Raw genomic sequence first — 13,612 nt, 5'->3', positions numbered from 1 at the left:
CACCCTCATGGGCCTCCTTTGCTTTTGCGGGGACGAACTGCAAGACTTGGCAAAGTAAACCCAGGCGCGGATACCGACCATCCGGTTTTCCGCGCCACTGTTTTTGACTTGGGAGTGACGCGTGAATCTATCGCGATCAATAAAAGCCCTTTGGCTCTTCACCGCGATTTTTGTGATCATGGGGTCAGCGAGCGCCCAGGCCGCGCTCTCACCTGCACCTCTAGCAGCGCCGCCATTTCATCCGGGGCAAGTATGGTCCGATACAGACGGCGTCCCGATTAATGCGCATGGCGGCGGCTTCTTGTACCGGCACGGAACCTACTACTGGTACGGTGAATTCAAAACCGCCGGACCAGGTGGCAACGCTGCGAACGTGGGCGTTTCGGTGTACACCTCACATGATCTATACCACTGGAAAAACGCTGGCATCGCCCTAAAAGTGAGTGACAACCCCGATAGCGATATCGTGAAGGGCTGCGTAATCGAGCGACCGAAGGTCCTCTATAACGCAAAGACCCGCACGTACGTGATGTGGTTTCACCTCGAACTGAAAGGGAAGGGCTACAGCGCTGCACTTGCTGGCGTGGCGACAAGTAAATCGCCGACAGGGCCATATAAGTTTTTGCGCGACTTCAGACCGGATGGGGAGATGTCGCGAGACATGACGCTCTATCAGGATGACGATGGCAAGGCTTATCTCATCACCACCTCTGAAAATAATCAAACACAGCATCTCTCGCAGTTGACGGACGACTACTTGGACACGACGGGACATTTCACACGTATCCTGGGGAACAAGGCGCTGGAGGGAGAGGCGATCTTCAAGGCAGACGGCCACTACTTTTACATTGGTTCTCATACAACCGGCTGGGCACCCAACCCGGCATTTGGTGCAGTCGCTGAGAAGCTGGAAGGGCCCTGGAAAGAGATTGGCAATCCTTGCCGCGGAACGGGCGCAGACCTGACCTTCGGCGCGCAGAGCACCTATGTGCTGCCGGTTGCGGGGAGGCCAGGAGCTTTCATCTTCATCGCCGATCAATGGCGTCCGAAGAATGCAATCGACGGTCGGTACGTCTGGCTCCCAGTCACGATCACCGGCGACACCTATACCATTACGTGGCATGACACGTGGGACCTGAGTGTTTTTGAGAGGTAATTATGACGCGAGTCCAGCAAATCCATGGTCTGGCCCTTTTGGGGTTACTCATCGTCGGCGTGGGGACGCCAATGCTGGGGCAAAAGCCTGCAGGCGCGCAACTCTCTCTCTCTGAACTGCGAGCAGGATTTGTTGAGCCGCCGCCGCAGGCTCGCCTTCGCTGCTACTGGTGGTGGCTGAATGGTCATACGGACAAAGCTACGATCACCCACGATCTCGAAGAGATGCGGGCGAAGGGCTTTGGCGGTGCTCTGCTGGTTGATGCCAACGGCTCAGAACAGAACGGCAATGATAATGTGCCAGCGGGCCCAACCTTTGGAAGCCCCGAGTGGGTGGGCCTCTACACGCACACTCTGCGCGAGGCAGATCGCCTTGGGCTTGAGATTACCTTGAATATCACGAGCGGATGGAACCTCGGCGGCCCGGATGTAACGCCGGAGCAAGCCTCGAAGCTGCTGACGTGGGCGCGCGTGCAGGTTACGGGTGGAACGCGCCTTGCCATAAAACTCCCTGTGCCTGAGTCGAAGAATGGATTCTACCGGCAGATTGCTGTGCTGGCTTATCCTCTTCATCACGGCACCGCTTTGCAGGGCCAACCCGCTGGCTTGCCGTTGCGGATGCGCTCGGCTGCGGCAGAGACAGGCTTCAGCATGACCGACTCAAGCTCGATGCTGAATGCGGGAAACAACAGCGAAGATAAAACTATGGCAGACACCTCTCTCGCGGAGGTGGTCAACGTCTCTTCGAATGTAGACGCAAGTGGGACGTTGACTTGGGACGCACCAGCTGGCAACTGGGAAGTGCTGCGCATCGGCTATACCGACTCCGGCGCGAAGGTTTCCACCGCCAGCGGCGCATGGCAGGGGTTAGCGATCGATTACATGAGCCGCGAAGCCTTCGACGCATACTGGGACCACACGGTCGAGCCCCTGATGCAGGCTGCGAAGCCATTCCATAGTTTGAAATATCTCGCGACCGATAGTTGGGAGCTTGGAGGCACCAACTGGACGAAGGAGTTTGCAACAGAATTCAAGCAGCGTCGTGGATACGACCCCGTGCCATGGCTGCCTGTGGTTGCAGGACGCTTCGTTGGGGATCGCGAGCAGAGTGAACGCTTTCTTGCGGATCTACGTCGCACTGTCGCCGATCTCGTCGTAAGCAACCACTACGACGTATTCGCTGAGCATGCTGCCAAATATGGACTGGGTGTGCAAGCCGAGAGCGGTGGGCCTCATGGAGCGCCTATCGACGCACTGGAAACCTTTCGCCACGCGGCGGTGCCACAGTCGGAGTTCTGGTCGCAAAATCCGCATCGTGCGACCGACCCGGACCGCTTCTTCACAAAAGAGGCTGCGAGTGCTGCCAATATCTACGGTCAGCATTACATTGCTCAGGAGGGAGAGACGTCGATTGGTCCGCAATGGTCTGAGAGCCTTGCGACCGACCTGAAGCCGAGCTTCGACATGGCGATCACCGAAGGCATGAACCGGCTTGTCTGGCACGAGTTCACGTCGAGTCCGGCTGCGACTGGACTTCCCGGGCAGGAATATTTTGCAGGAACGCACCTGAACCCTAAAGTGACATGGTGGAACGCAGGGAGCGCGTTCTTTACCTATCTCAATCGCGCGCAGTTCATGATGCAGCAGGGCGTGGCCGTGAATGATGTTCTCTACTTCGACGGAGACAACGTGCCGAACTTCGTTCGTCTGAAAGCAGACGATCCAGCGCATGTGCTGCCCGGATATGACTACGACGTGACGAACCAGGACGCGTGGTTGCGTACCATTCATATGGAAGGCGCAGAGTTGGTTGGACCTTCGGGCGTTCGCTGGCGTGCGCTTGCGCTGCCAAAGACGGGAAGACTTTCACTCGAAGCTTTGCAGAAGGCAGAGCGCTATGCCCAGGGTGGCGGAACCTTGATCGGCGTGGCTCCCCTTGCGCCAACAGGCTTGACGACGGTCGAGGATGAAGCCAGGTATCGCGCGCTTATCCGTCAGGTGTGGGGCGAAGATTGCATTGCAGGATCGCAGCACACCTATGGCAAGGGTCACGTTATCTGCAATAAGGACACCCATGCTGCACTACAGCAGGTGAAGATGCTGCCCGACGTGGATGTTGCTGCGGAAAAGGATGTCCTGGGTTCTGCCTCTGACTCCGTGCTGGATTACGTCCACCGCCGGATCGGTTCGAATGACATTTACTACCTGCGCAACGGTTCATCGCACGCCTCAAAGCATGAGGTGATCTTCCGCGCAAAGGCTTCCGCCCCTGAGTTTTGGGATGCTGTTTCGGGCGAGATACATCAGGCCGGGGACACCGCGATACTGCCCGACGGGCGCACGAAAATCACGGTCAACCTGCCTGCATATGGTTCGGTTTTCGTTGTCTTTCCCGGGAATGGAGCAAGCCATTCAGCAGGCTCACTGAGCGAACAGCGAACATCGCCGGTGGCCCGTAAGGGTCCGTGGGTGCTCCGCTTTCAGGCAGATCGTGGCGCTCCATACGAGCCTGTTACGACAACTGATCTCAAGAGCTGGACAGAATTCGATAACCCGGGCATTCGCTACTTCTCCGGAAGCGTAATGTACTCGGCGAGTGTAACCGCGCCGGTTGTCGACAAGGGGGAACACGTATGGCTGCGCTTCACCGATGTACGCGAGATCGCCTGCGTGAAAGTGAACGGGCACGATGCCGGCACCGTTTGGGCTAAGCCGCTCATGCTACGCGTCGATCCGTTCCTGAAAGCGGGGGAAAACACGTTGGAGATTGAGGTTACGAACCTGTGGCCGAACCGCATCATCGGCGACCAGCAACCTGGAACGGTTGAGCGATACACGAAGACCAACATTACGACGTATCGCGCCGACTCGCCGCTGTTGCCGTCAGGTCTGATAGGGCCTGTCGAGTGGGTCGTAATGCGGTAAAGAAGCAAAATCTAATTCAGCAGACCATCGCAAGAGGTATGTTGAGAAGCCGAGCGAGCTTCGAGAGTTGGTCGCCGATATGCCCCGTTCCGACCGCACAGGGATGTGCGGGCCCATGTGAGTTCCACGTATCCACGAACCCGCGCGCGCCGAGGGAGAACTGATAAAAACTGTTTGTGTTGCCTATCTCCAGGACCTCGCCCGGGACGCTTCGGCCGTGTGCTGCAAGTAACTTGAAACCATGCTCGCAATCTTCCACAACGGAGAGCAATGTAACCGGTCCGTGCTTCACGGACATCTCTACGGAAAGACCGCTACCCACCTTCCCGTGGAAGGCCTTGAGCGGTCGCACCTTGAGTTTTCCTTCAGCGATATTTGGGTGTCCGGGACCATCATGCCCCATCAGAACGAGATCCCTATGGAAGTCCATGGCGTAATACTCGGTGAAGGATCCACCTGCACCCAGCAGCTCCATGATCTTCATAGCGATGACATTCTTCACCTCATACTCGCCCGCCACCGGTGTTCCCTGCGCTGTAAGCAAAGTTGTCCCGAGGATGATGGAGTTAAGCGTCGTCTCGTTCTCGGTGATACCTGTGCCTTTGTAGTAGTAAGCCAAGAGCCCGAGGCGGTGAGCGTCAACAAGGCGATTGAGGGCAATGGAAGTAGTTGCTGCTGATGTCAGCTCTTCGTTTATGCAGTCTTCACCGATGTCGAAGAATTGATGGAATTCGGATATCTTGGCGTCTAGCTCCCCTGCGGTGATATCCCGACGGAAGGCACTCAATTCATCCACTTCGAGCATCTCCACGTCGAGACCGAAGACACCGCTGACTTGCACTAGATCTGTAGAAACATCGAGCATGCCCGTGTAGTAGTGGCCCATCAGCCCCAGCCGACTATGTTCGAGCACATATTTCGCATAGGCCGCACCCAACCACTGCTCGATCTCCCTCCAACAAATGGGATCGTCGTGCAGCATCCCGGTCACCTGCTCAAACGGCATTCGGAGCCGCTTGAGCATATTCGCAATCTCTGGCATCGGGCACGAACTGCAGTAGGCTAGCCACTCCCCAGTCATCGCCGTACGATCGCCCATGGCATTGAAGCGAGCGTAGTCAATCGCAACAGCGGGCTGCAAATTCAGCAGGATCACGGGGACGCGATTACGGCGCAGCAACGGTAGAAGAGTGGAAGAAAGTGCGTATGTAGAAACGTAAACGAGCAGAACATCCACATCCTCTTGGCGGCAACGATGAGCCGCAGCCATGCCATTACAAACGGAGTCCACTAGCCCAAGATTGATAACGGTGCGTGAAGGCGCGTCGATTTTCTGTGCCACGACTGAGAGATAACCTTCCAGCCGGTCGCGCAATCCTTCGAATTGTGGCCAGTATGCGTCCAGTCCTATGCCGACAAGTCCCACACGCAGAATCATACGGTCGGTCGAATAAAGCGTGGCATTTCGATGGAGACTGTGACTCATAGGTCTCGAGTTTACTGGAAGCCCATTTCCATCGCATAGGTTTCAAATCATTGAGCCCAACATACGCTGTTCTGTTTCCCGGAACTTATGACGCTTCCAGAAGGCACATCGTACGTGACAGCAAGAGCGGCGATCTTCACGTATGCGGATTCGCGGGATAAGGGTGCCTTGCGGCAAATCGTCGTGTTTGAATTTACAGCTTTCGGAGAAACCTGTGGGAAACGCAGGATAGTTCATGTGAGTGTAGTGTCGAGCGGCTGTGTACCTTTAAGGTGAGTCAGGTAGAAGGCTCGGAGTTCTGAAGAGGATTAGGTGGAATGCGCAAAATTCATGTTTTGTCCACGGGCGGCACGATCGAGAAGGACTACTCGGAGTCGGAAGGTGCAGTCGTCAATCGTGCGGAAAAGATTGAGCGCTACCTGAAACAGCTACGTCTACCGGAGTGCGAGATCATAGTCTCGCCTCTGCTCAACAAAGACAGCTTGTTGATGACGGACTCGGACCGGCAGGTCATCCTCGAATCGGTGGAAGGTCTGCTTGCGGAGCAAAACCCAATCATCATCACGCATGGAACGGACACAATGGTGGAGACCGGGCGGTATCTTCAGCAGCGACTGCAAGGATTAAAAGTAGCTGTCATTCTCACCGGTGCCATGTCCCCTTTGGGATTCGAAGGCAGCGACGGTCTGCAGAACCTCACGGAGAGCGTCCTTGCCACCAGCCTTCTCAATCCAGGAGTCCACCTCGTCATGCATGGTGAGGTGCTTCCAATTCAGGCGGCAAAGAAGGACAAAGCTCAGTCGCGATTCGTGAGAACCGATTGAGCCTGCCAGTAGCTGGGAGGATGCGTCTTTAGCAACTAGCTACGACATAGATCATCTGCGTAGCTGCTGGCATAGTGGGTCCGAGGTATAGGCGCTACCCGCAATCGTAACGCTCTTCCACAGCCTTCAAGCGTCCCTTGGATGGTCACAGGTATTCTGTGCAGGCGCTTCGCTTGCTGCATCGCCTCGCCCGCGAAGCGCCATAGCGCGCCAAGGAGAACTGCATGCCCTCTGCAGACAAGAAAAAACTGCTCTCCGCACTCGCCGCCAACTGGCAGGCAGAGATGGAAGGCTTCCACACCTATACGGCCCTCGCAGTCGCCGAGTCCGATCCGCACCGTCGCAACGCCCTGCGCGGCCTCGCCACTGCTGAGAAGCATCACGCCGAACTGTGGGCCGGACGCATCCAGGCCCTCGGCGGCACAGAGCCGCAGTACACGGGCGACCCCAACGGTCAGGCGGACTCCCTCGCCAATCGCATAGGCGGTTCGGACCTCGCCCTGCGCCGCCTTGAAATCGACGAAGGCCGCGACATCGCCAAATACGGCCAGCAACTCAAAGCTCTCGGAGACGAACCCAGCATCGCCATATTGCAGGAGGTCATCGCCGACGAGCGCGAACACTTCGCCACCCTCGGCAACCTCATCCGCTCCAGAGGCGCCCTGCCATCTCTGCCACCCGAGCAGGCGCAGGCTGCGCTCGACGATCTTGTCGCCGCCCGCAACAAGGGCCACGCCCAGACCGCAAGCTGGGTCGGCGACGCCATCTACGGCATCAACGATGGCCTCGGCTCCATCTTCGGCATCGTCTCCGGCGTCTCTGGAGCCACCCTCGGCAACAGCCACTTCGTCCTCATCGCCGGCATGGCTGGCATGGTCGCAAGCGCCCTGTCCATGGGCTCTGGCGCCTATCTCGCCGCTAAGAGCGAGCGCGAAATCTACGAAGCCGAGTTCGCTCGCGAAAAGGAAGCCGTCGAAGATAACGAGGCCGAAGCCCGCGAAATCCTCTCCCTCAGCTACCAGATCCGCGGTCTCCCAGAAGAAGATGCCCAGCGTTTCGTCGATCACATCGCAAAGGACAAGACCCAGCTCATCCGAGCCCTCGCACGCGAACGCCTCAGCACCACCGAAGAAGGCCTCAGCAAGCCGATGGTCTCTGCCATCTCCGGCGCCCTCTCCACCGCTGTAGGTGCTTTCATCCCCATCATCCCGTTCTTCTTCCTCAACGGAATCCCCGCCGTCATCGTCGCAGCTATCGTCTCTCTCATCGCCCACTTCGCCGTCGGCGCGGCCAAGTCCCTCATCACCATCCGCTCCTGGTGGGCCAGCGGCTTCGAGATGACCTGGATCGGCGCGCTCGAAGGCGTCGTCACCTACGTCATCGGCATGGGCTTAGGCAAACTCGGCGGAGGCTAATCCTCGTTCCAGGAATGTATGCCATCATGCGCACCTTTGACATTTTCATCCTGAGCGCAGAGAAGGACCTGCTGTTTGCTTACAGCCGCGCAAATCTTCAGGCTTTGTGACACATACTCACACACGAAGGCCCTCCACAAAGGAGGGCCTTCGTGCTTCCATCTGCGCCGTTCTACTTTCCGCCGAGCTCCTTCGTCGCTGTCTTCAGCACCGCGACCTCGCGCTCCAGAGCCTCTGCCGTCCGTGTAATCTGCGCATCGACCATCGGCCACTCCTTCTGCTCGATCGCCTCCCGCACCGCCGGCAGCGTCTTCACGCCATACCCCGTATAAAAGCCCGGAGCATAGACCATGTTCTCGAACCACGGCCGATTCGGCAGACCACCCTTGTCCAGCAGCGCCCGCTCTGTCTTCAGCAGCTCTTCATTCACATCATTGCCCGCCGTCGCCGCATGAGCTGTGAACGCCTTGTCGTATTCCGCAGCCGCAGCCGTTAGATCATCGGAAGCTTGATCCAGCGGAGCGAAGTTCAGATACGGCGGCACCACCTCAACCGGGGGAGGGACACTCACCTTGTGCGGATCGGCGGCTGCCTTGTACGCACCTTCAGCGATGTCCGTGTTGCGCTCCTTCGTCTGCATGCGCATCGTGTCAGCGAGCTTCTTGATCTCCGTCACATACCCATGCACTGTCTCTGCCTGATCCGTGAACTGGTAGGGAATCACGTCCGCGTCAGCCATGCGCATCATCATCATGCCGCCCGTCTGTGCCAGCGCCTTGCCATACGCAAAGTCCGTATCGGAAAAGTGCGTGTACCAGTAGAAGTCGTCGTAGATCGAGTGGTACTGTCCGCCGCCTTCATCCTCGCCACCGTAGCCAAGGTTCGCGCTCGGCACACCCAGGTGATCGATGAACACCGTGTAGTCCGAACCCGAGCCCAGCGCACCGATGCGCGTATCCGGCCGCGTGCGAGCCTCTGCACCGCCGCCTTCGCCACCGCGTCCTGTCCGCACCTGGCTCGCCAGGCGAGCACGCTTCCACACGCTCATGCCCGTCTCCGGGTCCGTCACGTCCTTCACCACGCTGTTGATGAAGTTCTCCAGCGAGTGCGATCCTTCTGCGCGGAAGAACCCACGTCCATTGCCATCGGAGTTGAAGTACGCCACAGCATGCTTCTGCAGCTCTTCCGCGTGATACTCAGCCCACTCGGTCGAACCTAGCAGAGCCGGCTCTTCGCCATCCCACCAGCAGTACATGATCGTGCGCTCAGGCTTCCATCCCTGCTTCAACAACTCGCCCAGTCCACGCGCCTCTTCCAGCTCAGGGCTCGCTCCGCTGATAGGATCGCCCGCACCATTCACCCAGCCATCGTGGTGGTTGCCGCGAATCACCCACTGATCCGGATATTTCGCGCCAGGGATCGTTGCGACCACGTCATACAAAGTCTTGCGGTCCCAGTTGAACGCCAGCGCCAGGTGCGCCATCACCTTGCTCGGCCCTGTCTTGTACGTCAACGGCAACCCACCGCGCCAGTTCTCCGGCACTACCTCGCCATTCAGAGCCTTCAGGAACGGCGTCGCATCCTCATACGAAATCGGCATCACCGGGATCTTCGTAATCGTCTGCACCTTGTCCAGCGGAATCAGCTTCGTTCCCGGTTTCGCTCCCACACCCGGCGTCTGCGGGTCACCCGGGTAAACCGGCATATCCATCACGCTGCCGCGCTGCGCTCCCTCTGCCGGACGCATCGGTCCGTCAGGGAAAGACTCCCCACGCACGTAGCCGTCATCCTTCGGATCGCTGAAGATCAGGCAGCCCACAGCGCCATGTTCCGCCGCCAGCTTCGGCTTGATGCCGCGCCACGTCTGTCCATAACGCGCCAGCACAATCGCGCCCTTAACCGAAACGCCCATGCGCTCCAGCTCTTCATAATCCGCGGGCGCGCCGTAGTTCACATACACCAGAGGCGCCGTCACATCGCCATCCTTGGAGTACGCGTTATACGTCGGCAGCGCCTCGTCCTTCTGGTTCGAAGTTGGATCGATCGCAATTGAAGGCTCCTGCAGCTTCGCCTCATACCTGTTCGGTCCCAGCAGCTCGAGCTTGCGCGACTTCGGTGTCGGAAACAACGCCTGGAACTCTTCAATCTTCGCGTCCAGCCCATACGACTTCAGCTGCGCCAGCAGCCACTCGGCGTTGTCCTTGTCATACGGAGAACCTACGTGGTGCGGTCGCGCCGTCAGGCGTCGCATGTTCTCGCGCAGGCGACCTTGGTCGGGAACCTCGCTGAACTTCTTCTCCCACTGCACCTCGTTAGCGGAGTGCTCAGCCGTATAACCACGCAGCGGGGCACTCGGGGATGGTTCCACAGCATACGCAGCTATGGAAAGCGTCAGGAAACAAGCGGCAATTTTACGCATAACAAACTCCTCGGTTTTGCTTTGAAGGGGCTGGGCTTTAGCCCAGCCGTTGAAGACTCTTCCCGGCGTTCAAGGGCTTCAGCCCCAGAGGGAAAGCCACTACTGCAACAGCGAGAGAAGAATCAGCAAAGCGTTCTGCGGCCCCTTGTACGAATCCGTGACGTCGATGGTTTCGTTTAGTGAGTGCGCACCGGCATCCTTGCCGCCGCCGCCAATCGTGATCGCAGGTATTCCCAGGTGCATCGGCACGTTTGAATCGGATGAGCCGGCACCGTAACGTGCTTTCCCTATCCCCAGCGCGGATATCGACTGCGTGGCAATCTGCACAATCGCCGCGGACTCCTCCGTATGCCCGGCAGGCCGAATCCCAATCGGTTCGATCTTCACGCTCAGCTTTCCCTTGTCATGCCAGCGTGCGTTCTCGTCATCCAGCCCTTGCTGCACAGCAGCCTTGAACTTCGCGTCCATCTCATCCAGTGCCTTGATGTCCGGCGAACGCTCATCGAACTCGAACCACGCCTCAAAGGGAATCGAATTCACCGAAGTTCCGCCGCCTACCGTGCCTTCGTTGAACGTCACCTTCGGACTCGTCGGCACCTGAATTGCATCGATGTGCGCCACCGCGCGTCCCAGGGCACCAATAGGATTTGCCAACCCGAACGCACCATAGCTGTGCCCGCCCGGCCCGGTGAACGTCACCTTATACCGATAGCTGCCTACGCCGCCGTTCGTAACGTCATCGACCCCGCCCGGCTCAATCGAGATGAACTCGTCAATCTCACCCTTCAACGTCGTGTTGAACAGCTCTTTTGTTCCACGCAGATCACCCTGTCCCTCTTCGCCGGTATCCGCAACAAACGTCACCGAACCCTTCGTCTTCAGCTTGGTCTCGTTCATGCCGTGGATTACAGCCAGCAACGCAGCCAGCCCGCGGCAGTCATCGCCAATGCCCGGCCCCTTCAGCAAGTTGCCCGTGCGCGTCACATGTACATCCGTGCCTTCTGGAAACACCGTGTCCAGATGCGCTGCCATCACCAGGTGAGGATGCGCCTCCGCTCCAGGCCGATCTCCCAGCACGTTGCCAGCCTTGTCGATGCGCACATTCTCCAACCCCGCTGCCTTGAACAGCTTCGCCAACTCCTCGGCACGCTTGTCTTCATGGAACGGCGGTGCTGCAATCTCGCAGATGCGAATTTGCTCATCGATGAAGTGCGGCTCCGAGCTCTTGATCACCTGCATGGCCTGCTGTACTGCAGGCTTCGCAAGCACCTGCGCTGGCTCCTGCGCATAGCTCATGTGACCGATTGTCAGCAACGCCATCAGCGCCAGCGACGAGGAAGAAGTAATCGCCCTGCGAGTCGCAATCGGCGCATATCCAGCAGCAGAAACACTTGCGAAGAGCATTCCATCTCCAGCATGCATGATGCAGTTATCAGTATTGAATCGAAAAATGAGGGACGATATCGCGCGCTCGAGACGCCCGCGACAACTCGGCAGCAAGGCAACACGAAGCAACGGGGTCCGCGAAGCAAGGGGCCTAGGGTCGCAGGCTCACTCGCAGGTAGCGCGAGTGCTTGTAAGGCATAGTGCGTACTTCGGTTGTAATATCGGAGTCCTACAGTGTCAAATCTTCACCCTGCTCCTGCAGCAGCGTAAGCCGACCCCGCCGTCGCACCTCGCGCACCTGCACGGAATACAGGAAATGGTCAGTCTCGCTTTGAAGGGGATGGGCTTTAGCCCATCCGTTAAGAGCCGCGTTTGAAACTGGGCTTTAGCCCCTGAGGGAGCGGATGTTTGAGCCCGAGAGCATTCAGCCCAGCCATAATCTTCGACCCATCACCCGTCATCAGCCTCGCCGCCCCCCATCTCGTCGTAAAGGAAACGCCCATGAATACACGCGTTGCAGCCCTCGTCCTCCTCGGTTTTGCCTCCTCTGCCTTCGCGCAGTCGACACCCACGGCGCACAAGCAGGTGCTCAAGTTCGTCGACGCAGGCTCCGCCAACTGGAAGCAAGTCTCCAAACAAATCTGGGACTACGCCGAGCTCGGCTATCACGAGAACAAAAGCTCCACGCTGCTGCAGGCGCAGCTCAAAGACGCTGGCTTCGCCATACAGCCCGGCGTCGCTGACGAGCCCACCGCCTTCATCGCCAGCTATGGCTCCGGCTCGCCCATCATCGCCATACTCGGCGAGTTCGACGCGCTCCCCGGCCTCTCGCAACAAGCCGTCCCCGGTCGCGACCCCGTCACCGCAGGCGCTCCCGGCCACGGCTGTGGACACAACCTCCTCGGCTCCGGCGCGGCTCTCGCCGCCGTCGCCACCATGGAGTACATGAAGGCCAACCACGTCGCCGGCACACTCCGCTACTATGGCACCCCCGCAGAAGAAGGTGGCTCCGGCAAGGTCTACATGGTCCGCGACGGCCTCTTCAAAGACGTCGACGTCGTTCTCCACTGGCATCCCGGCGCAGGCAACAGCATCATCAACGGCGGCGCGCTCGCCGTCGATACCGCCAAGTTCACCTTCCACGGCATCGCCTCGCACGCCGCCCTTGCTCCCGACCGCGGCCGCTCCGCACTCGACGCCGTCATGCTCATGGGCAACGGCCTCGAGTTTATGCGCGAGCATGTCCCCTCCAACACCCGCATCCACTACATCATCTCCAAAGGCGGAGTCGCCCCCAACGTCGTGCCCGACCTCGCGCAGATGGACCTCATGGCCCGCAACCCCTCCAACACCGTCCTCACCGGCATATGGGATCGCATCCTCAAAGTTGCGCAGGGCGCAGCCCTCATGACCGGCACCACGCTCGAGGTCACCGACATCGGCAGCGACGCCAACATCATCCCCAACGACGCTCTCGCCCCGGTCGCGCAGAAGAACCTCGAAGAGGTCGGCGGCTACACCCTTGACGCTACCCAGACAAAGTTCGCGCAGCAGTTGCAAAGCACCCTCGGCCTCGACACACTCCCCGACCTCAAGCTCACTGACGTCATCGAGCCGCTCCGCACCTACGACCCCAACGCCCCGTCTGCCTCCACCGACGTAGGCGACGTCAGCTGGGCCGTCCCCACCATCGGCTTCTCCACCGCCACCTTCGTTCCCGGAGTCGCCGCCCACACCTGGCAGGCCGCCGCCTCCGCCGGCATGTCCATCGGACAGGACGGCATGATCATCGCCTCCAAGGCCCTCGCCCTCACCGCCGTCGATCTCTTCACCCAGCCCGCACTCGTCGCAGCCGCCAAAGCCCACTTCGCCCACCAGATGAAGGGCAAGTCCTACCAGTCCCCCATCCCCGCCAACCAAAAACCCCTCTATAACTATCGCGGTAACTAGATGTTTCCTTAGCAACTGACACGGTTTTCTCTATCGAGCCCATAAGCGAAGC

At 58.9% G+C, this 13,612-nt stretch carries 8 protein-coding genes; 5 read left to right on the top strand and 3 right to left on the bottom strand.

The annotated features are described in order from the left end of the window. Nucleotides 1–121: 121 nt before the first annotated feature. Together OHL14_RS16700 and OHL14_RS16695 are read left to right on the top strand one after the other, a co-directional pair. Nucleotides 122–1,156, top strand: a complete 1,035-nt coding sequence (locus tag OHL14_RS16700; protein WP_263380513.1) for a glycoside hydrolase family 43 protein — start codon at nucleotides 122–124, stop codon at nucleotides 1,154–1,156. A 2-nt stretch (nucleotides 1,157–1,158) separates the two neighbouring features. Then, on the top strand, nucleotides 1,159–4,080 hold the full coding sequence (locus tag OHL14_RS16695; RefSeq protein ID WP_263380512.1) for a glycosyl hydrolase: 2,922 nt from the start codon (nucleotides 1,159–1,161) through the stop codon (nucleotides 4,078–4,080). A 16-nt stretch (nucleotides 4,081–4,096) separates the two neighbouring features. Here the strand turns inward: OHL14_RS16695 and OHL14_RS16690 are convergent, their stop codons facing one another. Then, entirely contained in the window at nucleotides 4,097–5,506 is a 1,410-nt protein-coding gene (locus OHL14_RS16690) for an arabinose isomerase (RefSeq protein ID WP_263380511.1), read from the bottom strand. Between the two features lie 377 nt (nucleotides 5,507–5,883). On the opposite strand from OHL14_RS16690, the gene OHL14_RS16685 reads away from it, so the two are divergent. Beyond that, on the top strand, nucleotides 5,884–6,390 hold the full coding sequence (locus OHL14_RS16685) for an asparaginase (protein WP_263380510.1): 507 nt from the start codon (nucleotides 5,884–5,886) through the stop codon (nucleotides 6,388–6,390). A 224-nt stretch (nucleotides 6,391–6,614) separates the two neighbouring features. Continuing rightward, nucleotides 6,615–7,805 carry a VIT1/CCC1 transporter family protein gene (locus tag OHL14_RS16680; RefSeq protein ID WP_263380509.1) on the top strand — a complete coding sequence of 397 codons (1,191 nt, stop codon included), beginning with the start codon at nucleotides 6,615–6,617 and terminating at the stop codon, nucleotides 7,803–7,805. Nucleotides 7,806–7,977: 172 nt separating this feature from the next. On the opposite strand, the gene OHL14_RS16675 is transcribed toward OHL14_RS16680, so the two are convergent. Both OHL14_RS16675 and OHL14_RS16670 read right to left on the bottom strand, forming a co-directional pair. Then, nucleotides 7,978–10,224, bottom strand: coding sequence for a transferrin receptor-like dimerization domain-containing protein (locus OHL14_RS16675; RefSeq protein ID WP_263380508.1), 2,247 nt, complete (start codon nucleotides 10,222–10,224; stop codon nucleotides 7,978–7,980). Nucleotides 10,225–10,323: 99 nt separating this feature from the next. Continuing rightward, a complete protein-coding gene (locus tag OHL14_RS16670) occupies nucleotides 10,324–11,628 on the bottom strand; it encodes a M20/M25/M40 family metallo-hydrolase (protein WP_263380507.1) in 1,305 nt (434 codons plus the stop codon). A gap of 483 nt (nucleotides 11,629–12,111) precedes the next feature. Between OHL14_RS16670 and OHL14_RS16665 the strand changes: the two genes are divergently transcribed. After that, a complete protein-coding gene (locus tag OHL14_RS16665) occupies nucleotides 12,112–13,560 on the top strand; it encodes an amidohydrolase (RefSeq protein WP_263380506.1) in 1,449 nt (482 codons plus the stop codon). Nucleotides 13,561–13,612 lie beyond the last annotated feature (52 nt).

It is taken from the genome of Granulicella paludicola (genome assembly GCF_025685545.1).
GTDB lineage: Bacteria > Acidobacteriota > Terriglobia > Terriglobales > Acidobacteriaceae > Granulicella > Granulicella paludicola.
This window is presented reverse-complemented; position numbering and strand designations above follow the sequence as displayed.